The following is a 21,566-nucleotide window of genomic DNA, read 5'->3' as shown; positions in this document are numbered from 1 at the left end:
CAATGGATACCACGCCCGGCCCCCGGGCCTCAAGGGCCGCCCGGCCCGGTTGGCGCCGCGAGGGTGCCGTAGGGTGTTGTGGGTGCACCCCCTCAGGGGCCGGCGATCGCCTTGACGGCGGCCACCACGGCGCGGGCGGCGGTGGCGATTTCCGATTCCTTCACCGAGCGGGTGAAGCTCATCCGCACGGCGGTGTGGGCCTCTTGCTCGTCCCGGCCCAGGGCAAGCAGCACGTGGGAGGCGTCGGTGGACCCGGCGGCGCAGGCCGACCCGGAGGAGGCGACGACCCCGCGGCGCTCGAGTTCCAGCAGCACGGTCTCTCCCCCGGTTTCCGGGAAGGTGAAGGAGACGATGCCGGGCACGCGTTCCGTCGCGTGGCCGGTGAGCGTGGCGCGGGTGCGGCCGCCGGTGTTCAGGCCCTTGAGCACGGTCCGGATGATGAAGTCTCCGTAGCCGCTTGCCGCGCCGCCGGCGTTCGCCTCGGCGGCCAGGCGCAGCGCGGTGGCCGTGGAGACGGCGCCGGCGACGTTTTCGGTGCCGGAGCGGCGTTCGCGTTCCTGCCCGCCGCCGTGGACCAGCGGCTCCAGGGCCAGCCTGCCGCGGACCATGAGCAGCCCGGCGCCCTTGAGCCCGCCGAGCTTGTGCCCGGAGATGCTCAGCGCGTCGACGTGCGCGGCGATCTGCGCGACGTCGAGCCAGCCGGCGGCCTGGACCGCGTCGGTGTGCACCAGCGCGCCGACGCCGTGCGCGGCCGCGGCGATCTCCGCGATCGGCTGGACGGTGCCGACCTCGTTGTTCACCGCCATGACGGAGACCAGCGTGGTGTCCGGGCGCAACAGGGCGGCGAGGGCGGCCGGGTCCGCGATGCCGTCGGCGTCCACCGGGGCCACGTCGAGCGTGAACCCGTGGTGCTTGACCAGGTAGGCGCAGGACTCGATGACCGACGCGTGCTCGATCGCGGAGCGGACCAGGTGCCGCCCGCGCGGGTTGGCCAGCGCGAGGCCCTTGATGGCCAGGTTGTTGGACTCGGTGCCGCCGGAGGTGAAGACAATGTCCCCGGTGCGCACGCCGAGCGTGTTCGCGGCGGTCTCGCGGGCGTAGTCCAGGGCGCGTGCGGCGGTCTGGCCCATGGAGTGGACGCTGGAGGGGTTGCCGTAGTCGCTGGTCAGCAGCGGGATGATGACATCGAGCACCTCCTGGCGTACGGGGGTGGTGGCTGCGGCGTCGAGGTAGATCATGGTTGGTGCGCTTCAATCCTGCTGGTTTAGATGGTGCCGGTTTCGGTGGTGCCGGTCTCGATGGTGACGTCCAGTCCAAGGTCCAGCGCCCGCACCGAGTGGGTGAGGGCCCCGGAGGAGATCACGTCGACCCCCGTGGCGGCGATTGCCGCGACGGTGTCCACTGTGACGTTACCCGATGCCTCGACCAACGCGGCGCCGGCGATGCGGCGCACGCCGGCGGCCAGGTCCGCGAGCGAGAAGTTGTCGAGCATGATGGTGTCCACGCCGGCGGCGAGCACCGCGTCCAGCTGGTCGAGCCTGTCGATCTCCACCTCGAAGTGCACGGTGTGGCCGAGCTGCGCGCGGGCGTTGCGCAGGGCGGCCGTGAGTTCGGCGCCGGTGCCGAGCAGGGCCAGGTGGTTGTCCTTGGCCATGACGGCGTCGGAGAGGTTGTCGCGGTGGTTGTGCCCGCCGCCGCAACGCACGGCGTAGCGTTCCAGGATGCGCAGCCCCGGGGTGGTCTTGCGGGTGTCGACGATGCGGGCCCCGGTGCCGGCGGCGGCGCGGACGTAGGCGCGGGTGGCGGTCGCGATGCCGGACATGCGCTGGAGCAGGTTCAGGCCCACGCGTTCGCCGGCCAGCAGGCCACGGGCCGGGCCGGTCACGGTGATGAGGGTGTCCCCGGCGGCGAATTCGTCGCCGTCGGCCAGGGCCGGGGTGAGTTCCAGGGTCGGATCGGTCAGCTTCATGGCGGCGATGAAGGTGTCCAGGCCGGCGCAGGTGCCCGGTTCGCGGGCGATCACGGACGCGGTGGCGCGGGCGTCGGCGGGGATGAGCACGTTGCCGGTGAGGTCGCCGCGCGGGTTGTCCTCGGCGAGCGCCGCGAGCACGATCTGGTTGATGGCTCGGGCGGGGACGGGCAGCGGGATGACGGCGGTCGGCGTGTCCAGGGCGGGGATGGTGTTCGGCAAGGTCAGGATCCGATGTTCGAGGAGACGAGTTGGGAGGTGGAGTTTGCCGTGTCGGCATTCGCAGGGGCAGGGACTGCCTTGACGGCGTTTGCTTGGGAGGGGGTTGCCTGCCGGAAGCCGTGGCGTGGCAGGGTGCCGTTGGCGGGTTCCGGTTGCCATGGTGCGTCGAGCCGGAAGTGGGCCCCGATCGAGTTTTCCCGGGCGAGCGCCGCGGTGGCCATGACGTGGGCCAGGGTGTGCAGGTTGCCGAGCTCGTGGGCCGCACGGTCGGTGCCTTCCACGTGCCAGAGGGAGAGTTGCCGGAGCGCGCCCTCAAGGTCCGCGCCGGTGCGTTCCACGCCGAGGTGGCCGGTGGCAAGGCGTTGCAGCGCCGGCAGGTTGACGGGGGTTGATCCCGCGGCGGCTGTCGGCTCGGCCGCCGGCAGGGTGTGGGTGGTGATCGTCGAGGTGTCGGCGGTGCCGTGGTCCGCAGGGACGGCGGACGCGCCGGCGGCCGGCAGGTTGGCCACCGCGGACCAGGCGAAGACCAGCGCCTCCAGCAGGGAGTTGGAGGCCAGCCGGTTGGCGCCGTGCACGCCGGTGCAGGCGGCCTCCCCCGCGGCGTAGAGGCCAGGAAGGGTGGTGCGCCCGAGCCCGTCGGTGAACACGCCGCCCATCCAGTAGTGGGCGGCCTCGGTGACGGGGACCGGCGCGGCGGCCAGGTCGTGGCCGAGCTTCGCGAGGGCGGCGGTGATGGAGGGGAAGCGCCGGGCCAGGAAGCCGGGACCGCGCGCGGCCTCGACCCCGGTGGCGTCCAGGTAGGCCTGTCCGCCGGCGGCATTGACCGTGTGGATGGCGCGGGCCACCACGTCGCGGGGTGCGAGTTCGGCGTCCGGGTGGACGTCGGGCATGAAGCGGTGCCCGTTTTGGTCGACGAGGATCGCCCCCTCGCCGCGCACGGCCTCGGAGACCATGAAACCGCCGGGGCTCACCAGCGTGGGGTGGAACTGGACGAATTCGCTGTCCACCAGCAGGGCGCCGGCGCGGTAGGCCAGCGCGGCCCCGTCGCCGGTGGCGCCGTGCGGGTTGGTGGTTGCGGCGAACAAGTTGCCCACGCCCCCGGTGGCAAGCAGCACCGCGTCGGCGGTCAGTTCCTCGGTGGTGCCGTCAGCGTTGAGCACGCGGACGCCGGTGATGCGTTCGGGTTCGGCGGCGTCCTGCATCAGCAGGTCGGTGACGAAGGCCCGTTCGCGGATGCGCAGCGTGCCCGCGGCCTCCTGCCTGAGGCAGGCGCCGATCAGCGCGCTGGCCAGGGCCTTGCCCGTGGCGTCTCCGCCCGCGTGCAGGATGCGCGCGTGGGCGTGCGCGGCCTCCAACCCCAGGGCGTAGCCGCCATCGGGATCGGCGTCAAAGACGGCACCGGCCCCGGTGAGCCGTTCCACGTGGTCCCAGGCCGCCCCGCACATGGCCGCCACCGCGGCGGCGTCGTTCAGCCGGGCGCCGGCGGTGAGCGTGTCCGCCACGTGGCTTGCCACGGAGTCGCCGCGGGAAACGCCCGCGGGCCCCACGGCGCTCAGGCCGCCCTGGGCAAACCAGGAGTTCGAGTTCTCCAGGTTGTCCTTGGTCAGCAGCGTGACCTCCAGCCCGCGGGTCGCGGCGGTCAGCGCCGCGTAGAGCCCGGCGACGCCGGAGCCGACCACCAGCAGGCCGGTGGCCCGCCGCGGTGCGGCACCCAGCGGCGCCGCATTCAACGGCGCGGCAGTCATGGCCGCGCCGCCAGCATCCGGTCCAGGGCCACGCGTGCGTCGGCCGCGACCTCGGGTGCCACGACGATCTGGTTGAGCACCTCGCCGCGCACCAGCGCCTCGAGCACCCAGGCCAGGTAGCCCGGGTGGATCCGGTACATGGTCGAGCACGGGCAGATCACCGGGTCCAGGCAGAAGATGGTGTGCTGCGGGTACTCGGCGGCCAGCCGGTTGACCATGTTCACCTCGGTGCCGATGGCGAAGGTCGAGCCGGCCGGGGCCGCGGCGACGGCCTTGCGGATGTAGTCGGTGGAGCCGGCCGCGTCCGCCGCGTCGACGACCTCCATCGGGCACTCGGGGTGCACGATCACCTGCACGCCGGGGAAGTCGATGCGCGCCTTGTCGATCTGCGCGGTGTTGAAGCGGCGGTGCACCGAGCAGAAGCCGTGCCACAGGATGACCCGGGAATCGAGCAGGGTCTGCGCGTCGTTGCCGCCCAGCGGCTTGCGCGGGTTCCACATGGGCATCTGCTCCAGCGGAACGCCCATGGCCTTGGCGGTGTTGCGGCCCAGGTGCTGGTCGGGGAAGAAGAGCACCCGCTGGCCGCGCTCGAAGGCCCACTCCAGCACCGTGGCGGCGTTGGAGGAAGTGCAGACGATGCCGCCGTGCTTGCCGACGAACGCCTTCAGCGCGGCGGAGCAGTTCATGTAGGTCACCGGGATGACCGGGGCCAGGCCCTCGGGGGTCTTTTCGTCCCCGTAGAGGTCCATGAGCTGTTCCCAGCACTCCTCGACGGAGGACTCGTCGGCCATGTCGGCCATCGAGCAGCCGGCGGCGAGGTTCGGCAGGATGACCTTCTGGCGGTCCGTGGAGAGGATGTCGGCGGTCTCGGCCATGAAGTGCACGCCGCAGAAGACGATGTACTCGGCCTCCTCGCGGGTCAGCGCCGCGTTGGCCAGCTGGAAGGAGTCGCCCACGAAGTCGGCGAACTTCACGACCTCGTCGCGCTGGTAGAAGTGGCCCAGGATGACCAGGCGCTCGCCGAGGGTTTCCTTGGCGGCGAGGATGCGTGCGGTCAGCTCCTCGTCGGAGGCCTCGCGGTACTCGGCCGGGATGTCGCCCTGCTTCGGGGTCGATGCCGGGGTGGCGTCACCTTCCGAGGCGCCGGGGCCGTAGGACGGCGCGCCCTTGTCGAAGGCCCACGGGCCCTTGGCCAGGTCCGTGTTGCAGGTGGATTCCGGGGAGATCAGCGTGAGGCGCTGGATGGTGGAGTTGATGCTGCTCATGAGATGTTCTCGCTCTCAAGTGGGTGGGAAGTTGAGCCGGTGTAGCGATAGAGGCGTGGGGGGCGGTGCTTGCCGCCGGAGAGGAACTCGTCGGTTTCCTCGAGGTCCGTGGCCGAGCGGAGCTGGCGGCGGAAGTTGGCGGGGTCCAGGGACTTGTTCAGGACCGCTTCGTAGACCTCGCGCACCTGGGCGAGGGTGAAGCGCTCCCCGAGCAGCCGGTGGGCGATCGACCCGTATTCGACCTTGTTGCGCAGTCGCCAGAGTGCGTATTCGATGATCCGCCGGTGGTCGAAGGCCAGGTTGGCCAGGACGGACTCGTCGTCGGCACGGAACCAGGCGACGTTCGGGTCATCGAGCAGCACCGAGGTGGCCGGCGTGTCGGTGTGCGGAGCGTCGTCCTCGCGCACGAGCGCCCAGTAGACGATGGAGACGACGCGGCGGGTCGGCGAGCGGTCCAGGTCGCCGAAGGCGTAGAGCTGTTCGAGGTAGCGCGGGACGAGCCCCGTGGTGTCGAGCAGGTTTGCCGCCGCGGCGTCGAGCAGCGAATCGCGGGCGCCGAGCGGGCCGCCGGGCAGCGCCCATTGGCCGCGGAAGGGCTCGCGGGTTCGGCGTACCAGCGGGAGCCAGAGGCTTTTGCGCCCCGAGCGTTCGTCGTCGCGCAGCGCGAAGATGACAGTCGAGACTGCCAGCATCGGCGGTTGGTCGCGGCGCTCTGCCACGTTTGCGAATGGAATCTGACTCATCACCTTAGTTAATGTCATATTGACCAAAACTAAGGATACGACCACGGACGCGGGTGCACAAGCCCTGTTACGGAAGGCCCCTAGACCATTGCCGCCGACGCTGCCACCGCCTCCCCGCCGCAGCCATACGGCAGTGATTCCATGAACAGCTCCCAATAGCTTCACAGCAGCCTTGTGATCTACGGAACTCGCAAATCAAGGTTCGATCTGACAGGATTTGCCCATGGGATCCACACATGAGCACCTCGTCGAGGGCACTGCCAACGCATTGAGCCTGACCACCTACGAACCGGAAACCCCCGCCGGGCTCCGCCCCGTGGTGCTGCTGCACGGGTTCGCATCCTCCAGCGACCTGAACTGGGTGAAATCCGGTTGGATCCGCTCGCTCACCGAGGCCGGCCGCAGGGTCCTGGCCGTCGACCTTCCCGGGCACGGGACGTCCCCGGCTCCGGAAGACCTGGACGCCTACACGCCGAGCCGCATGCGCGCGGACCTGCTGCAGCTGCTGATGGACCACGGCGCCCTGGCGCTCAAGGATGGCGACGCACACAGCGGCGTGGACCTGGTCGGCTATTCGCTCGGTGCCCGCCTGGCCTGGGAATTCGGCGGCACCCAGCCGCAGTTGGTGAACCGGCTGGTGCTTGGCGGCCCGGCGAGCATCGACCCGCTGGCGGCCTTCGACCTGCCCGCGGCCCAGCAGTTCCTGGCCGACGGCAGCTCCATCGCCGACGAGGCAACCGCCGACCTGCTGCGCATGGCCCAGACTGTGCCGTCCAATGACATGTTCTCGCTCATGAGCATGATCGAGGCGATCAAGACCGAGCCGTTCGCCCCGGAGCAGATGATCCCGACCATGCCGACCCTGCTGGTCGCCGGCGACGGCGACTCGCTGGCCACCACCATGCCGCGGCTGACCGAGCTACTCGGCACCCGCCAGACCCCGAAGTCCGTACTCTGGCTGCAGGGCCGCGACCACGCCAACGCCGTGACCAGCCGCGAGTTCAAGAACGCCGCGGTGGAGTTCCTAGCGGGAGCTGTCAGCTAGGAGCGCACTCCTCCTCCGGAATCGCTAGTCCGATTCGGAGGAGGAGCTCAACTCGATCCGCATGAAAACACTGTGCGGATCGAGTTCATAGTCCGCAAAGGGCGGGCATTCGGTGAATCCGTGCCGCACATAGAGTCGACGGGCCGGCGCGAAGAAATCATCGCTTCCGGTTTCCAGTAACAGTTCAGTGAGCCCATGGCGCCGCGCATGCCCAAGATTTTCGGCCAGCAACTGGCTTGCGATGCCTCGTCCACGCTCGGCCGGAGCTGTGCGCATCGATTTCAATTCGCCGCTGGCGGGTTGAAGCAGCTTCAGGGCGCCACAGGCCAAAAACTCCCCGCCCTCACGGGCAGTCCAAAAACCGACGTCACTCTTGCCCAACGCCTCATGGTCCAGGGCATGTACGTTCCCGGCGGGCGAGATTGCAAACATGTCAGCCCGATGGCCATCCAACAGAAGCCGGACATCGCCTCGCAACGGGCTATCGATACTGATTTCGATCATGGGGATCAATCCACCGACCTCCCCCGCCGACGGCTTTGCCCGGAGCACGTCACGGCCGACGTCAGGCGCGCCTTTAGTCGCTCCAGCGTGCCGAATTCCCCGAACGATTCCCCGTCGGGCTTCGCGCCACAGGGCCCCTCATGCCCAGGCCTCCTGGATTCCGTGCCGATCGGGAGCCAGGCCCCGTTGAATCACCGCGCGGAAAATACGGGGATCTTTTTTGGGCGCTTTTTGGCGGCCAACAACGCTTCCTTTCGCACCATCCCGCGGGAGTTCTTTCCGCAACCGATGCGGAGTTGCACCAAAGCCACCATCAAGTGTTGACAAACGCGGAGACCCCCGTCACACTGGATCGTATACGATTTCATACATCACAGGAGGAAACGTGAGCAGCGACGCCACAGCCACCGATCTGGTCCGGGTCGACCAGTCAGTCTTCGATGCAGCCGGCAAGGTGCTTGCAGTCCATCTCTCCTACTCCTCGCGTGCGGCCCAGCGCGGCCGCACCCCTGCGTTCCCGTCGTACTTCATGAAGGCATCGTCCTCCTTGGCTTCCTCGGGCGAGACCGTCGAGCGCCCGGCCGGCACCGAGCTGCTGGCCTTCGAGGGCGAGATCGCCCTGGTCATCGGCACCGACGCCCGCCGCGTTTCCGTGGAGGACGCCTGGAGCCACGTCGGCTCAGTCACCGCCTCCAACGACCTGGGCGTGTACGACATGAAGTACGCGGACAAGGGATCGAACATCCGCTCCAAGTCCGGCGACGGCTACACGCCGATGGGCCCGGTCCTGCTCCCGGCCGCCGCCGTGAACCCGGAGGCCCTGCGCATCCGCACCTGGGTCAACGGCGAGCTGGCCCAGGACGCCTCGACCGCCGAACTCATCTTCTCCTTCGCGCAGATCGTTGCCGACCTGTCGCAGCAGATGACCCTGAAGGCCGGCGACGTGATCCTCACCGGCACCCCGGCCGGCTCGTCCGTGATCGTCCCGGGCGACCTGGTCGAGGTGCAGGTCGACGACGAGGCAGCGGGCCTGTCCACCGGCCGCCTGGCCACCACCGTCGTGGAGGGAACCGACGCCTTCGCGGCCTTCGGCAACCAGCCCAAGATCACCGACGCGGACCGGATCGACGCCTTCGGCACCGCCTCCGCGGCCGGCATCGAGCTGCCGATCACCGGCAAGGAGGCGCTGACCGACGAGGTCAAGGCCAAGCTGCTCTCCGTCGCCACCGCCACCATCTCCGGCGCGCTGCGCAAGCGCGGGCTGAACAACGTCTCGGTCGACGGCCTGCAGGCCACCAAGGGCATGACCAAGGTCATCGGCACCGCCCGCACGCTGCGCTACGTGCCCAACCGCGAGGACCTCTTCAAGTCCCACGGCGGCGGCTACAACGCCCAGAAGCGCGTCATCGACTCCGTGGGCCCGGGCGAGATCCTGGTCATGGAGGCCCGCGGCGAAAAGGGCTCCGGCACCCTGGGCGACATCCTGGCGATGCGCACCCAGGTCCGCGGCGCGGAGGCCATCATCACCGACGGCGGCGTGCGCGACCTCGACGCCGTGGCCGCCCTGGACATCCCGACCTTCCACAACGGCGCACACCCGGCGGTGCTCGGACGCAAGCACGTGCCGTGGGACACCGACGTGACCATCGGCTGCGGCGGCGCCACCATCCAGCCCGGCGACATCGTGATCGCGGACGCCGACGGCATCCTGGTCATCCCGCCGCACCTGGCCGCCGAGATCGCCGACGAGGTCGTCGAATCCGAGCGCGAGGACACCTTCGTGTTCAAGAACGTCGCCAACGGCGAGGAGATCAAGGGGCTGTTCCCGATGAACGCCGGTTGGAAGGCCAAGTACAACCAGTGGGTCGCCGACGGCGAACCGGATTTCTAGGCCCGCCATGAACACGAGCAAGTCAGAGGCCGCCTACCGGCTGCTGCACACGCGCATCACCGAGGGAACCTTCACCCCCGGCTACCGGCTGGTGCTCGGCACCATCGCCAACGAGCTTGGCTGCTCGGTGGTCCCGGTGCGCGAGGCCATCCGCCGGCTGGAGGCAGAGGGCATGGTGAACTTCGAACGCAACGTCGGGGCCACCGTGGCGGCCGCGGACAACGCGCTCTACCTGCACACCATGCAGACCCTGGCGATCATCGAGGGCGCTGCCACCGCGCTGAGCGCTCCATTCGTGGATGCGGACCAGCTGGCGGCGGCGCGGGCCATCAACCAGGCGATGACCGATCTGCTCACCGACTTCGACCCGCCGCGCTTCACCGAGCTGAACAACGAGTTCCACCAGGTCCTCTACCGCAACTGCCCCAACCCGCACATCCTGGACCTGGTGCACCGCGGCTGGAACCGGCTGGCGCTCATGCGCTCCTCGTCCTTCACCCACATCCCGGGGCGCGCCAGGGAATCGGTCAGGGAGCACGCGCAGCTGCTCGACCTGATCGAGGCCCAGGCCCCGGCCGGCGAGATCGAACAGGCGGCCCGGGCGCACCGCACCAACACGCTCAACGCCTACCTGGCGGCGGCCAACCTGCCGGCCTCCCCGCTCTAACCTCGGGCAACCGACGCCCAGCACCGAACACCCAGCACTTTGCACGACTCCCTTCCTGAAATTTGTCACACCAAAGGAGACACCACATGAGCAAGCACTTCGTTCCGGAGAACCTGCCCACGCACCTGCAGCACTACATCGGCGGCCAGTTCGTCGACTCCATCGGCGGGGAAACCTTCGAGGTCCTGGACCCGGTGACCAACCAGACCTACGCCACCGCCGCCGCCGGCCAGAAGGCGGACATCGACGCCGCCGTCGCCGCGGCCACCGAGGCCTTCAAGAACGGCCCGTGGCCCACCATGAGCCCGCGCGCCCGCGCCAAGGTCCTGTACAAGATCGCCGACGCCGTCGTCGCCCAGGAAGACCGCCTCGCGGAGATGGAAACCTTCGACACCGGCCTGCCGATCACCCAGGCCCGCGGCCAGGCGCAGCGCGCCGCGGAGAACTTCCGCTTCTTCGCCGACCTGATCGTCGCCCAGCACGACACCGCGCTGAAGGTCCCGGGTTCCCAGCTGAACTACGTGAACCGCAAGCCGATCGGCGTTGCCGGCCTGATCACCCCGTGGAACACCCCGTTCATGCTCGAGTCCTGGAAGCTGGCCCCGTCCATCGCCTCCGGCTGCACCGTGGTGCTGAAGCCGGCCGAGTTCACCCCGCTGTCCGCCTCGCTGTGGGCCACCATCTTCGAGGAAGCCGGCCTGCCGGCGGGCGTCTTCAACCTGGTCAACGGCATCGGCGAGGAGGCCGGCGACGCGCTGGTCAAGCACCCGAAGGTCCCGCTGATCTCCTTCACCGGCGAGTCCTCCACCGGCCAGCTGATCTACCGCAACTGCGCGGAGAACCTCAAGGGCATGAGCATGGAGCTGGGCGGCAAGTCCCCGGCCATCGTGTTCGCCGACGCCGACTTCGACGCGGCGATCGACTCCACCCTCTTCGGCGTGTTCTCGCTGAACGGCGAGCGCTGCACCGCCGGCTCCCGCATCCTGGTCGAGCGCCCGATCTACGAGAAGTTCGTCGAGGCCTACGCGGCCCGCGCCAAGAACATCAAGGTCGGCGACCCGCACGACCCGACCACCCAGGTCGGCGCGCTGGTCCACCCGGAGCACTACAACAAGGTCATGAGCTACGTGGAGATCGGCAAGACCGAGGGCCGCGTCGTCGCCGGCGGCGGCCGCCCGGAAAACCTGCCCGAGGGCCAGGAGAACGGCTCCTACGTCGCACCGACCGTCTTCGCCGACGTCGCACCGGATGCCCGCATCTTCCAGGAGGAGATCTTCGGACCCGTCGTCGCGATCACCCCGTTCGACACCGACGCCGAGGCGCTCGAGCTGGCCAACAACACCAAGTACGGCCTGGCCGCCTACGTGTGGACCAACGACCTGAAGCGCGCGCACAACTTCGCCCAGGACGTCGAGGCCGGCATGGTCTGGCTCAACAGCCACAACGTGCGCGACCTGCGCTCCCCGTTCGGCGGCGTGAAGGCCTCGGGCCTGGGCCACGAGGGCGGCTACCGCTCGATCGACTTCTACACCGACCAGCAGGCCGTGCACATCACCCTCGGTGAGGTCCACACCCCCAAGTTCGGCGCCTAGCCCTTCCCCCTCCCCCACTTCAAGAGTTTTTCCGCAAAGGAGCGAACCATGAGCACCAACGAATCCAACACCATCCCCAAGCCGTCCGTCCCGGCCCCGGACATCCTGCGCTGCGCCTACGCCGAGCTGGTCGTCACCGATCTGGCGGCATCGCGCAAGTTCTACGTCGACGTGCTGGGACTGCACGTGTCCTACGAGGACGACGAACAGATCTACCTGCGCTCCTTCGAGGAGTTCATCCACCACAATCTCGTTCTCACCAAGGGCCCGGTCGCCGCGTTGAAGGCCATGGCCTTCCGCGTGCGCACCCCGGAGGACGTCGACGCCGCCGAGGCCTACTACAAGGAACTGGGCTGCCGCACCGAGCGCCGCACCGAGGGCTTCGTCAAGGGCATCGGCGACGCGGTCCGCGTGGAGGATCCGCTGGGCTTCCCGTACGAGTTCTTCTTCGAGACCACCCACGTCGAACGCCTGCACATGCGCTACGACATCTACTCGGCCGGCGAACTGGTCCGCCTCGACCACTTCAACCAGGTCACCCCGGACGTGCCGCGCGGCCGCAAGTACCTCGAGGACCTGGGCTTCCGCGTCACCGAGGACATCCAGGACGACCAGGGCGTGACCTACGCGGCCTGGATGCACCGCAAGGGCACCGTGCACGACACCGCGCTGACCGGCGGCGACGGCCCGCGCCTGCACCACGTGGCCTTCTCCACCCACGAGAAGCACAACATCATCCAGATCTGCGACAAGATGGGCGCGCTGCGCATGTCTGACCGCATCGAGCGCGGCCCGGGACGCCACGGCGTCTCCAACGCGTTCTACCTCTACATCCTGGATCCGGATGACCACCGCATCGAGATCTACACCCAGGACTACTACACCGGCGACCCGGACAACCCGGTCATCACCTGGGACGTGCACGACAACCAGCGCCGCGACTGGTGGGGCAACCCGGTGGTCCCGTCCTGGTACACCGAGGCCTCCCTGGTCCTGGACCTCGACGGCAACCCGCGCGAGGTCATCGCCCGCACCGACTCCTCGGAGATGGAGGTGACCGTCGGCGCCGACGGCTTCTCCTACACCCGCGCCCCGGGCGATGCCCTGACCGGCGACCCGGGCGAGGAAGTCGGCTTCAAGATGGGCCACCAGCTCTAGGTCCCCACGCCGGATGATCGACCCCCGTGGCCGGTTTCCGTTCCCGATCGCTGCGAGCCATGCGCGGCGGGGACGGAAACCGGCCACGGGCCGTTAAGTCCCTCCGCGCTGCCGACCGGGCGGCCGGGCATGGCGGCGGCGGGGCATGGCAACGGCGGCACAAAGCGAGGAAACTGGGTGGCATGAACGCAGCCCGACCACAAAGATTTGCCGACCGTTCGGCGGCCGGGTCCATGCTCGGCGAGCTGGTGGCCGCCCAGGGGCTGGGCTCCGACGTCGTGGTGCTTGGCCTGCTGCGCGGCGGAGTTCCCGTCGCGGAACCGGTCGCCGCGCGGCTCGGCGCGTCGTTGGGGGCCCTGGCCGTGCGAAAGCTCGGCATCCCGGACGAGCCGGAGGTTGCCTTCGGTGCCGTCGCCAGCTACCGGCGGCAACGCGTGGTGCACCATGTCCCGCATATCCACGAATATGCGCTTCGCCGCTTTTCCCCCGCGGCGCTGGAGACCGTGGAGCACCAGGCAAGCGCCAAGCTCCGGCACCTGGCATCCAAGTTCGAGGCATTCGCGCCGGACTGCGCCGGGCGGACCGTGGTGCTGTGCGATGACGGGCTGGCCACCGGTGCCACCATGGCCGCCGCGCTCCGGGTGGTCTCCCTGTCGGGGCCGGCCAGCCTGGCGGTGGCGGTTCCAGTCTCCCCCGCCAAGGTCCTGCGGGAACTGTCCGCCTACGCCGATGCGGTGATCTGCTTCCGTTCCCCGCCGGACTTTTCGTCGGTGGGCACCTACTACGAGGATTTTTCACAGGTCTCCGAGCCGGCGATCCTCCGGTTGCTCGCGGATTTCGGCACCAAGAAATAGCCGTCAGAACACGTCCGGGTCCCTGCACTCGACGGCGGCTGCACGCGTGCCGATGTCTTGTATAGGGCCTATCGACCCTTTGTTTCGGTACGGGAACGGGCGTAGGTTGATGGCGCTGGTAAGTATCGGCAAATCGGCCCCTCCGTCACCGTGATGGCCGGGCCCCTGTTCGAAGGAGCGGAGCATGGGCTTCATTAGCTGGATAATTCTTGGACTCATCGTTGGCGTCCTGGTCAAGCAGTTCATGCCGGGCAGGGTCAACGGCGGGTGGATCACCTCGCTCGTCCTTGGCGTCGTCGGCGCCGTCGTGGGCGGCTGGCTTGGATCCTTGATGTTCCACACGGGACTCGGCGGGTTCTTCAACATTCGAACCTGGGTGCTGGCCATCCTCGGCGGTGTCGTGGTTGCCGGGATCTACGGTTTGGTGAAGGGCCGGGGCGAAGGCCACCGCGCCGCACACTAGCAAGGAATCAAGTGTCGGTGTGCCCCTCACGACGGGCACGCCGGCACTTCTTTGTGCCGCCGGTCTGGTGGAATGGCGCACGCGTCATGCCGTTCCCGGCCGCGCGGCGTTTTCCCGGTTAACGGCAAGGTCAGTTCTTGGTGCCTTCCTGCGCCAACACACCGATTTCCTTGTCTTGCGCATCGAACACCATGAGATTCATGCCGTGCACCTTGACCGTTGACGCGCGTGAAAGCCAGGTGTCGACTCCCTCGCAGGCCATCAATGTCGTGGCCATGTTTTCCAGCGTGATGACGTCGTTGGCCTGCTTCCACGAACCGGTCAAGGTGTTGCACCCGTCGTTTCCGGTGACGGTGCCCTCTCCCGAGAACACGAGGACGGGCGCGCCGTCGGGCACACCACCCCACTGGCCAACGACAGAGGCCCCCTCCTGCCCCGGAGCCGTTGCGCATCCGGCAAGGCCCAGGGCGGCGACCAGAACAAGCACTAGAGCTGCAATTCGTTTCATGGTCACATGCTACAGCCGCAATTCGCGGCCGCATCCGCTCCTCCGGGCTTGGCTTCGATGGGGGTCCCATTCGGAGCCGGGCGGACTCGGCACGGCGGGCCGATGGGGCCCCCGCCGCGCCGCGGCGTTGCCACGATCGTCGTGGCCCTGTCCAGGGTGCAGACTTGACCCATGAAACCGGACCACGTTGCGCCCACCCGTTTTTCCGACCGAGCCGAGGCCGGCGAGTACCTGGCGGCCGAGCTGGAGCACCATGCCGCCGATGAAAACGTTGTGGTCCTCGGCCTGTTGAGCGGGGGCGTCCCTGTCGCGGCGGCGATCGCGAGTCATCTGGGAGCCGAGGTGGACGCCCTTGCAGTCAGCGGCCTCGTCCTTCCCGAACGGAGCACAGTCGCCTATGCCGCGTTGGCGGCCTACGGGGACGACGTGTCCCTGAAGTACGTTGCCCGGGTCTGGGCCCCCGCCCGGCAGCGCTTCACCGCGGCGGTCCTGGACGAGGTGGAGGCCGAGGCCCGCAAGGAACTCATGGACCTGCAGCGCAGGCTGGTCGGGGAAACCGTGCTGCCCGTGAAGGACCGGACCGTGGTTCTTTGCGAGGACGGAATGGCGACCGGTGCCACCATGCTTGCGGCGATCGAGGTCATGCGCCGCGCCGGCGCGTCCCGCATCGTCGTCGCGGTCCCGGTGGCCGCGCTGGCGGCCCGCCAGGAAGTCGAGGCGGCAGCCGATGAATTCGTTTGCGCCATCACGCCGAAGGTATTCAACACCGTGAGCGCCTTCTACTCCCGATTCGATGCCGTGACCGACGACGAGGTCGTTGCGCTGATCCCGCACCTCTGAGAACCGGCCGGACGTTTTTCGGGTGCACCGGCACGCCAAAAGGGCCGACCGACCCGCCAATCCCCCGCAGGATGCGGGAGCAAGCGAATCGGCCGGCCCGATTGGTTGTTTGCCGGAACCCGGCCCTTAGGCGTTTTGGCCGTGCTGTTCCTTGTCGTGCGCTGCCTGCAGCGCCGGGTCAATGTCCTCGACGTGGAGGTTGTTGCCCTTGGTTTCGCCGACCCAGAGGACGGCGGCCACGGAGATGACGGTCATGACCATGATGTAGATGGCGATGGAGATGGACTTGCCGGTTTCCTCCAGCAGCACCTGGGCGATGGTGGCTGCGAAGGCGCCGCCGAGGATCGCGCCCAGGGCGTAGCCGATCGAGATGCCCGAGTAGCGGATGTGCGCCGGGAACATTTCGGCGTACATGGCCGACTGCGGTCCGTAGGACAGGCCCAGGCCGATCGTCAGGATGAACACCGAGAGTCCGTAGAGGAAGATGTTGCCGGTGTCGATCAGCATGAACATCGGGATCATCCAGACAAAGACGATCGCGTAGCCCAGCACGAAGGTGTTGCGGCGGCCGATGATGTCCGAGAGCCAGCCGCCGACAAGGGTGAAGATCAACCAGCCCACCGAACCAACGGTCGTGGCCAGAAGCACCGGCGCCGCGGGCATTTGCAGCACCTTGGTGGTGTAGGAAATGAAGAACGCGATGACCAGGTAGCCGGCGGCGTTGTTGGAGATGAAGATCAGCGCGGCCTGGATGACTTCCTTGGTGTTCGACTTGAACAGCTGCTTCAGCGGGGTGTGTTCCGAGGCCTTGCGCAGCGCCAGCTGCTTGAAGATCGGGGATTCCTCGACGGCCTTGCGGATCATGTAGCCCACGACGATCAGCAGGACGGAGAGCAGGAACGGGATGCGCCAGCCCCAGGCGGTGAACTGCTCGGGGGTCATCGACACGCGCAGGATGTAGAGCATGCCGGTGGCCAGGATCATGCCGATCGGGACACCGATCTGCGGGTAGGCGCCGAAGTAGCCGCGCTTGTTTTTCGGCGCGTGCTCGACGGCCATCAGTGCCGCGCCGCCCCATTCGCCGCCGGCGGAGAAGCCCTGGATGATGCGCAGCAACACCAGCAGCAGCGGTGCCCAGAAACCGATCTGCGCGTAGACCGGCAGCAGGCCGATCAGCGCGGTGGCCGCACCCATCATGATCAGGGTCGCGACCAGGACGCGCTTGCGCCCGTACTTGTCACCCAGGTGGCCGGCGACGATGGCGCCGAGCGGGCGGAAGAGGAAGGAGATGCCGATCATGGCGAAGGCCAGGATTTGAGCCAGGCCCGGGTTGGATTCACCCAACGGCTTCAGGAAGAGCGGGGTCAGCAGCGTCGCGGTGAGCTGCGCGAAGATGAAGAAGTCGTACCACTCGATGGTGGTGCCTACCAGGGTGCCCGCGAGGACGCGACGTTCCTCGGAACGTTTGGCGTTTGCGGCCAGGGAAGCTGAAGCCATGGGAACTCCAAGTGTGGGGCGCTGAGCGCTGCGAATGATGAGGGGAAACCACTTGTTACCGACCGTTCGGACGGTAATGTGATCAGAATCATGATAGCGCACTTTAGTGACATCACTCACCCCGGTGGTCGAAATTTGAGACGAACGGTTCGGGCGGGCGCGTCATCCGAGACCCAAAATAATTCGCGCTCCCACGTGCGGCTATTCAAAAAGGGTGGGTCGGGCGCCGTCCCGCGGCCGCGCCCGACGCACCAGGGGCGCGGCCCGCCGCACCGTTCCGCCCTAGTCTTCGCGGGCGAGGAACTCGCGGATGCGCGCCCGGACGGGTTCGCGGTCGTAGCTGTTGACCAGCGCCCCGGCCATGCGGACCGGGTCGCCGAAGAAGAAGTACTCGTAGAGCGCCTGGCGGCCGGAGAATCCCGTGATCGAGGCATCGTAGGCAAGCTTGAACAGGCGGATGCGTTCCGGCCCGGTCAGGCTCTTGCCCTGCAGGTACATCTCGATGTCCTCCCGCGCCACCTCGAGGTCCGCCTGGCCCGGAAGCGCCATGAGACCCGAGGCGCAGAACTTCCGGATGATCTCCGGAAACCGCTGCGATGCCTTCGGGTACCAGTTGCGCGCGGCGTTCAGGGTCTCCCAATGCGGCAGGAAAACCCCGTCCCCACTCGGTGCGGCAAGCGCCTCGGAGGCGGTGACCAGCGCCTTGCCGAGTTCGACGTAGCGGATCAGCTCGGCCAGGTCCTCCTGGATGTGCTGGAAGCCGTCGATGCCGATGGTCTCCGCGATCTCCGAGGCCAGCCCCAGGAAGAACTCCGACTTGGCGATGGTGCGGGTGACAACCTGGTGGGTCATCAACGCCCCGGCGCCCGTCTCCTGGTACCAGGCGTTGCACAGGTCGGGGCGGCCCTGCATGAAGACGCGTTCGGCGGGAACGAAGACGTCGTCGAAGACGACCACTGCGTCGATCTCGTCGAAACGGCTCGCCAGCGGCTCGTCGTGCTTGTTGCCGCCGTTGTGCAGGCCCGTGCGGCACAGGTAGCGCAGGCCCGGTGCGTCGTTCTGGATGGCGAACGCAAACGAGAACGGCTCGTCCTCGGGGGTGCCGCGCAGCACCGTGGAGGGGAAGACCAGAAGTTCGTCGGCGATCGGGGCGATCGTGGCAAGCATGCGGGCCCCGCAGATGACGATGCCGTCATCGCGTTCCTCCACGATTCGCGCAGTGAGCTGCCCGCCAAGCTGCTCCGAGCCGGACACCGACCTGTTGACCTGTGGAGGGATCAGCGTGTGGGTCGCCAGCAGGTCGTTTTCTCGGGCGTATTCGTAGTAGGCCTCGATGCGTTGGCCGAACTTCGGATCAGCCTTCTCGAAGAACTTCTTGGCGGTGGACAGCGCGGTGAGCGAGGCGTTCATGTAGTCGCCCGTGCGCCCCAGGAATCCGTTTGAGTACTCCGCCCAGGTGGCAGTCGCCGCCCGCCGCTTCTTCAAGTCATCCGCCGAACGCGGGACCAGGAACGAGGCGTTGACCAAGTCGCCGGAGGTTGGCGAGGTGTAAGTCAGCGCGTCTTGGTGCTTGGGGTCGTGCTGCATGTCAAAGAGCTTGGCGTAGGTTAGTGCCAACTCCTTGAACGCGGGGTGCTCGGTAAGATTTTCGGAGACGACTTCTCCGTCGATGACCAGGTGCGGAGCCATCGAGTTTAGCTTGTCCAGAAACTGCCGACCTGTACGAATGCCCATTTTCCAACCTCTTCTGCGATTTCGATTCATTGGTGTTCGGGACTGGCTTGGTGCCGGTTGGCACCCGCGGGCAGGCAATTGGCCTCACAGAAGCTCTTCGACGCCCAGCTGGCTTTCGGGGATGGTGGTGAAGGAACTGTTCGCGAACGCGAGGGCATCGCCCTTGCGGTAGTTGAATTCGTGGACCAGGCCCAGATAGAGGGTGTGGTCGCCGCCGTCGTAGGCGGCCCAGGGGGTGCATGAGAAAAAGGCCAGGACTCCGGAAAGTCGCGGGGCGGTTTCGCCTTCGACCCAGATCGGGTCCCGGCCGGGGCGTCCGGCAAAGTGCATGGCCAGTGCCTGCTGCTCGGCGCCGAGGATGTTCACCGTGAAGGGGCGGTCCTTGAGCTCGTCGTGCGCCTTGGTGCTGCGTGCGATGGACACCAGCACCAAGGGTGGGTCCATCGAGACCGAGGTGAAGGAGTTCACGGTAATGCCGTGACGCCGGCTCACGCCGTCGAAAGTCACGATGGCAACGCCCGTGGCGAATCGGCCCAGGCTCCCGCGGAAGTGATGCAACGTCGCTCCGTCCAGCTTCCTGGGGATGCCTCCCTCGGCGACCACTTTCCTGCGTGTGACCATCATGTACTTCCCCAGGATTTCCCGCTGACCCAACCGGCTCGCACTCAGACACGTAGTGTTCTAATATCGAACCTAAGGTTCTAATAGCGAAATTGTGATTAAAACCATAGTTGAGTCTCAGTGGACAAACAAGAAGCCCGTGGCCGGGGAAACGTAATTGCGAAAGGGTCCTAACCACCATGACACCCGCCGAAACATCCGCACCAGCTTCACAGACGCTTTCTCGGGGCATTCGCATGCTGGAGCTCCTGGCCGAGGCCCCGGGGCCCCGAACCATCGCCCAGTTGTCCGCCGACATGGGTGTGCACCGTTCGATTGCCTACCGGATCCTGCGCACCCTGGAATCGCACCGGCTGGTCACCCGCGACGAATCCGGCCGCGTCCACGCGGCACCGGGCCTCGCCGTGCTTGCCCGCGGGGTGCAGCGGGACCTGCAAAGTGCGGCGCTGCCGGAACTCACGGTCTTGGCTAACGAATTGAAGATGTGCGCGTTCATTGCCGTATGGGACCAGCCCGACTGCACCACGCTGGTCACGGTCGAACCGCGCCACGTGCATGCCACGGTTGTTCAGCACCCCGGCACCCGGCACCCGTTCGGCCATGGCGCCCCCGGCATCGCGATGCAGTCCACGCTCACCGAGGGCCAATGGAATGCCTTGAACCACGAGACCCCGTACCGGGAGAATGCCGCATTGGCCCGAAGAAGGGGCTACGCAACAAGCATCGATGAGGTGATCCCCGGCCTGTCCTCCGTGGCAGCCCCCATCGAGGTGCCTGGCCGGCTTCCGGCGGCCGTCGCGGTCGTCTACAGCACTGGTTCGAACACCAGCGAGGTCGAGGCAATCGGAGCCCGCCTGCGCGAGGCGGCCCTGGCCATCTCCGCAGAGCTCGGATAGCAGGTTTCCGCCCGCACCGGGCAGGGTCTCGGCTAGACGGCCAGCATGCGCCGCTGCGCACGTGAGCGCAAAACCGCCATGCCGCTCCCGGAAAGCAGCAGGAGTACCGCGGCGGCGGCGGCAACGCCGAACGCACCGGCGTAGCCGTGCGAATCGGCGAAGGCGCCGGCCAATCCGTTGCCAATGGCCGTCCCGACGACGATGCCCGAGGACAGCAGCGTCATGACGGTTGAGAGGCGTTCGGCCGGTGCTACCTCGCCGCCAAGGGTGAAGATGGTGACAAGGATCGGCCCGACGGGGATCCCGACCAACAACAGGGCCACGACCATCCAGCCGATCCCGGAAGGAACCTGCAACAGCAAAGCCGCGGGCACCATGAAGATCGCACAGGAAAGCCAGCGGGCGGCCTGCGGCCAGCCATGAGGCCAGAACGCAACGGACAGCGCCGCGGTGGCGCTGGTCGCACCGACGGCCGCGTAGAGCAGTCCGCCGATGTTTGCGTTGCCCTGGGCGCCGGCAAAGGCCAGCGTGCCGGCGGCAGCCGAACCGAAGAAGGTTCCCATGCCGATCATGCCGGTGACGGCCAGCGCGATCCCGGCGACCTGGTTTCCCGTCAACTTGATCTTGGTTGCGCTCTTGATCTGGGGAACAACGGCCTTTTCCGTGCGGTGCACTGCGAAGAGCGGCACCAGGATGAGTGTCATGACGGCGGCAATGGCCAGCGGCAACCAGGGGGCGATCAGCGCGGCGAAGAGCCCGACGGCCGCGGGGCCAAGCACGAATCCGAGTTCGTCGACCATGCTTTCATAGCTCAGTGCCGCGGAGAGTTCGCGGCCGCCCGACTCGCGTTTGCGGGTCAAGGCCATCCAGCGCACGCGCGCCAGCGGGCCGATTTGCGGGCCGGTGGCACCTGCCAGCAGGGCCAACAACACGATGATCCCCACGGGGGCCAGGGCAGCGGAACCGCCGAACCACATCAGTGCGGCGATCATCAGCGATTGCATGATCGCCACCGGGATCAGCACACGGCGCTGGCCCAGGCGATCGGAGAGGTAGCCGACGGTGGGTCCGCCAACGGCCGAGCCGAGGCCGACCATGGCCGCGGCCATGCCGCCCATCGCATAGGAACCCGTCGAATCGATGAGCAGTGTCATCGAGCCGATGGTGAGCATGGCCAGGGGCAGGCGGGCGAAAAAGCCCAGCGGGAAGAATGCCCAGCCGACCAGTGGCGGCAGCGCCGCATAGGGCGAACCCTGGATGTTTGGTGTTTTGGGGGCGGTTTTGGATTTCAAAATGGGTGCACTCCACTAACGTGCGTGCACCGTCCCTGCCTCCCGTTGCACAAAACCCTT

Annotated in this window: 20 protein-coding genes; 9 read left to right on the top strand and 11 right to left on the bottom strand. The window is 67.6% G+C overall.

Features of this window, described 5'->3' with window-relative positions; all coding sequences use genetic code 11:
- Positions 1-92: 92 nt before the first annotated feature.
- From ACFY5D_RS17450 to ACFY5D_RS17430, 5 genes are read right to left on the bottom strand one after another with little or no spacing between them, the layout of a single operon-like run.
- Positions 93-1,238 carry a cysteine desulfurase family protein gene (locus tag ACFY5D_RS17450; protein WP_387532721.1) on the bottom strand — a complete coding sequence of 382 codons (1,146 nt, stop codon included), beginning with the start codon at positions 1,236-1,238 and terminating at the stop codon, positions 93-95.
- Between the two features lie 26 nt (positions 1,239-1,264).
- Positions 1,265-2,191, bottom strand: a complete 927-nt coding sequence (nadC, locus tag ACFY5D_RS17445) for a carboxylating nicotinate-nucleotide diphosphorylase (RefSeq protein ID WP_387532718.1) — start codon at positions 2,189-2,191, stop codon at positions 1,265-1,267.
- A 2-nt stretch (positions 2,192-2,193) separates the two neighbouring features.
- Positions 2,194-3,936, bottom strand: coding sequence for an L-aspartate oxidase (gene nadB, locus ACFY5D_RS17440; protein ID WP_387532715.1), 1,743 nt, complete (start codon positions 3,934-3,936; stop codon positions 2,194-2,196).
- Positions 3,933-5,201 (bottom strand): quinolinate synthase NadA, encoded by a 1,269-nt coding sequence (gene nadA, locus ACFY5D_RS17435; RefSeq protein WP_387532712.1) that lies wholly within the window; start codon positions 5,199-5,201, stop codon positions 3,933-3,935. The genes nadB and nadA overlap by 4 nt, the downstream gene beginning before the upstream one ends.
- Entirely contained in the window at positions 5,198-5,944 is a 747-nt protein-coding gene (locus ACFY5D_RS17430; protein ID WP_387532709.1) for an NUDIX domain-containing protein, read from the bottom strand. The genes nadA and ACFY5D_RS17430 overlap by 4 nt, the downstream gene beginning before the upstream one ends.
- A gap of 223 nt (positions 5,945-6,167) precedes the next feature.
- Between ACFY5D_RS17430 and ACFY5D_RS17425 the strand changes: the two genes are divergently transcribed.
- A complete protein-coding gene (locus ACFY5D_RS17425) occupies positions 6,168-6,989 on the top strand; it encodes an alpha/beta hydrolase (protein WP_387532706.1) in 822 nt (273 codons plus the stop codon).
- Between the two features lie 24 nt (positions 6,990-7,013).
- Here the strand turns inward: ACFY5D_RS17425 and ACFY5D_RS17420 are convergent, their stop codons facing one another.
- Positions 7,014-7,493 (bottom strand): GNAT family N-acetyltransferase, encoded by a 480-nt coding sequence (locus ACFY5D_RS17420; RefSeq protein WP_387532704.1) that lies wholly within the window; start codon positions 7,491-7,493, stop codon positions 7,014-7,016.
- Between the two features lie 385 nt (positions 7,494-7,878).
- Here ACFY5D_RS17420 and ACFY5D_RS17415 point away from each other — a divergent pair, with 385 nt between their 5' ends.
- From ACFY5D_RS17415 to ACFY5D_RS17390, 6 genes are all read left to right on the top strand, one after another.
- On the top strand, positions 7,879-9,384 hold the full coding sequence (locus tag ACFY5D_RS17415; protein ID WP_387532701.1) for a fumarylacetoacetate hydrolase family protein: 1,506 nt from the start codon (positions 7,879-7,881) through the stop codon (positions 9,382-9,384).
- Between the two features lie 7 nt (positions 9,385-9,391).
- On the top strand, positions 9,392-10,051 hold the full coding sequence (locus ACFY5D_RS17410; RefSeq protein WP_387532698.1) for a GntR family transcriptional regulator: 660 nt from the start codon (positions 9,392-9,394) through the stop codon (positions 10,049-10,051).
- 86 nt (positions 10,052-10,137) lie between these two features.
- Positions 10,138-11,643, top strand: coding sequence for a 5-carboxymethyl-2-hydroxymuconate semialdehyde dehydrogenase (gene hpaE / locus ACFY5D_RS17405; protein ID WP_387532696.1), 1,506 nt, complete (start codon positions 10,138-10,140; stop codon positions 11,641-11,643).
- A 48-nt stretch (positions 11,644-11,691) separates the two neighbouring features.
- Positions 11,692-12,801 carry a 3,4-dihydroxyphenylacetate 2,3-dioxygenase gene (gene hpaD / locus ACFY5D_RS17400; protein WP_387532693.1) on the top strand — a complete coding sequence of 370 codons (1,110 nt, stop codon included), beginning with the start codon at positions 11,692-11,694 and terminating at the stop codon, positions 12,799-12,801.
- A gap of 182 nt (positions 12,802-12,983) precedes the next feature.
- Positions 12,984-13,655 carry a phosphoribosyltransferase gene (locus ACFY5D_RS17395; protein ID WP_387532691.1) on the top strand — a complete coding sequence of 224 codons (672 nt, stop codon included), beginning with the start codon at positions 12,984-12,986 and terminating at the stop codon, positions 13,653-13,655.
- A 184-nt stretch (positions 13,656-13,839) separates the two neighbouring features.
- Positions 13,840-14,118, top strand: coding sequence for a GlsB/YeaQ/YmgE family stress response membrane protein (locus ACFY5D_RS17390; RefSeq protein WP_387532688.1), 279 nt, complete (start codon positions 13,840-13,842; stop codon positions 14,116-14,118).
- Positions 14,119-14,248: 130 nt separating this feature from the next.
- Here ACFY5D_RS17390 and ACFY5D_RS17385 read toward each other — a convergent pair whose 3' ends face one another.
- The gene (locus ACFY5D_RS17385) at positions 14,249-14,626 is read right to left on the bottom strand and encodes an META domain-containing protein (protein ID WP_387532685.1); all 378 of its coding nucleotides are present in this window, start codon (positions 14,624-14,626) and stop codon (positions 14,249-14,251) included.
- 171 nt (positions 14,627-14,797) lie between these two features.
- On the opposite strand from ACFY5D_RS17385, the gene ACFY5D_RS17380 reads away from it, so the two are divergent.
- The gene (locus ACFY5D_RS17380; protein WP_387532682.1) at positions 14,798-15,466 is read left to right on the top strand and encodes a phosphoribosyltransferase; all 669 of its coding nucleotides are present in this window, start codon (positions 14,798-14,800) and stop codon (positions 15,464-15,466) included.
- 126 nt (positions 15,467-15,592) lie between these two features.
- Here the strand turns inward: ACFY5D_RS17380 and ACFY5D_RS17375 are convergent, their stop codons facing one another.
- From ACFY5D_RS17375 to ACFY5D_RS17365, 3 genes are all read right to left on the bottom strand, one after another.
- Complete coding sequence (locus ACFY5D_RS17375; RefSeq protein WP_387532680.1) at positions 15,593-16,963, bottom strand: MFS transporter; 1,371 nt, start codon at positions 16,961-16,963, stop codon at positions 15,593-15,595.
- Between the two features lie 282 nt (positions 16,964-17,245).
- Positions 17,246-18,697, bottom strand: coding sequence for a 4-hydroxyphenylacetate 3-monooxygenase, oxygenase component (gene hpaB / locus ACFY5D_RS17370; RefSeq protein ID WP_387532677.1), 1,452 nt, complete (start codon positions 18,695-18,697; stop codon positions 17,246-17,248).
- Positions 18,698-18,781: 84 nt separating this feature from the next.
- Positions 18,782-19,321, bottom strand: a complete 540-nt coding sequence (locus tag ACFY5D_RS17365; RefSeq protein ID WP_387532674.1) for a flavin reductase family protein — start codon at positions 19,319-19,321, stop codon at positions 18,782-18,784.
- A gap of 176 nt (positions 19,322-19,497) precedes the next feature.
- Between ACFY5D_RS17365 and ACFY5D_RS17360 the strand changes: the two genes are divergently transcribed.
- A complete protein-coding gene (locus tag ACFY5D_RS17360; RefSeq protein ID WP_387532671.1) occupies positions 19,498-20,214 on the top strand; it encodes an IclR family transcriptional regulator in 717 nt (238 codons plus the stop codon).
- A gap of 32 nt (positions 20,215-20,246) precedes the next feature.
- Here ACFY5D_RS17360 and ACFY5D_RS17355 read toward each other — a convergent pair whose 3' ends face one another.
- Positions 20,247-21,506: an MFS transporter gene (locus ACFY5D_RS17355; protein ID WP_387532669.1), complete on the bottom strand. Its 1,260-nt coding sequence runs from the start codon at positions 21,504-21,506 to the stop codon at positions 20,247-20,249.
- Between the last annotated feature and the right edge of the window lie 60 nt (positions 21,507-21,566).

Source organism: Paeniglutamicibacter sp. NPDC012692 (assembly GCF_042901625.1).
In the GTDB taxonomy this organism is placed as follows: domain Bacteria; phylum Actinomycetota; class Actinomycetes; order Actinomycetales; family Micrococcaceae; genus Paeniglutamicibacter.
This window is presented reverse-complemented; position numbering and strand designations above follow the sequence as displayed.

Excerpts from the sequence above, each read along its gene's own strand:
- ACFY5D_RS17450 (WP_387532721.1), bottom strand. The coding sequence starts at position 1,238 with ATGATCTACCTCGACGCCGCAGCCACCACCCCCGTACGCCAGGAGGTG.
- nadB (WP_387532715.1), bottom strand. The coding sequence starts at position 3,936 with ATGACTGCCGCGCCGTTGAATGCGGCGCCGCTGGGTGCCGCACCGCGG.
- nadA (WP_387532712.1), bottom strand. The coding sequence starts at position 5,201 with ATGAGCAGCATCAACTCCACCATCCAGCGCCTCACGCTGATCTCCCCG.
- ACFY5D_RS17430 (WP_387532709.1), bottom strand. The coding sequence starts at position 5,944 with ATGAGTCAGATTCCATTCGCAAACGTGGCAGAGCGCCGCGACCAACCG.
- ACFY5D_RS17425 (WP_387532706.1), top strand. The coding sequence starts at position 6,168 with ATGGGATCCACACATGAGCACCTCGTCGAGGGCACTGCCAACGCATTG.
- ACFY5D_RS17420 (WP_387532704.1), bottom strand. The coding sequence starts at position 7,493 with ATGATCGAAATCAGTATCGATAGCCCGTTGCGAGGCGATGTCCGGCTT.
- ACFY5D_RS17410 (WP_387532698.1), top strand. The coding sequence starts at position 9,392 with ATGAACACGAGCAAGTCAGAGGCCGCCTACCGGCTGCTGCACACGCGC.
- hpaE (WP_387532696.1), top strand. The coding sequence starts at position 10,138 with ATGAGCAAGCACTTCGTTCCGGAGAACCTGCCCACGCACCTGCAGCAC.
- hpaD (WP_387532693.1), top strand. The coding sequence starts at position 11,692 with ATGAGCACCAACGAATCCAACACCATCCCCAAGCCGTCCGTCCCGGCC.
- ACFY5D_RS17395 (WP_387532691.1), top strand. The coding sequence starts at position 12,984 with ATGAACGCAGCCCGACCACAAAGATTTGCCGACCGTTCGGCGGCCGGG.
- ACFY5D_RS17390 (WP_387532688.1), top strand. The coding sequence starts at position 13,840 with ATGGGCTTCATTAGCTGGATAATTCTTGGACTCATCGTTGGCGTCCTG.
- ACFY5D_RS17385 (WP_387532685.1), bottom strand. The coding sequence starts at position 14,626 with ATGAAACGAATTGCAGCTCTAGTGCTTGTTCTGGTCGCCGCCCTGGGC.
- ACFY5D_RS17380 (WP_387532682.1), top strand. The coding sequence starts at position 14,798 with ATGAAACCGGACCACGTTGCGCCCACCCGTTTTTCCGACCGAGCCGAG.
- ACFY5D_RS17375 (WP_387532680.1), bottom strand. The coding sequence starts at position 16,963 with ATGGCTTCAGCTTCCCTGGCCGCAAACGCCAAACGTTCCGAGGAACGT.
- hpaB (WP_387532677.1), bottom strand. The coding sequence starts at position 18,697 with ATGGGCATTCGTACAGGTCGGCAGTTTCTGGACAAGCTAAACTCGATG.
- ACFY5D_RS17365 (WP_387532674.1), bottom strand. The coding sequence starts at position 19,321 with ATGATGGTCACACGCAGGAAAGTGGTCGCCGAGGGAGGCATCCCCAGG.
- ACFY5D_RS17360 (WP_387532671.1), top strand. The coding sequence starts at position 19,498 with ATGACACCCGCCGAAACATCCGCACCAGCTTCACAGACGCTTTCTCGG.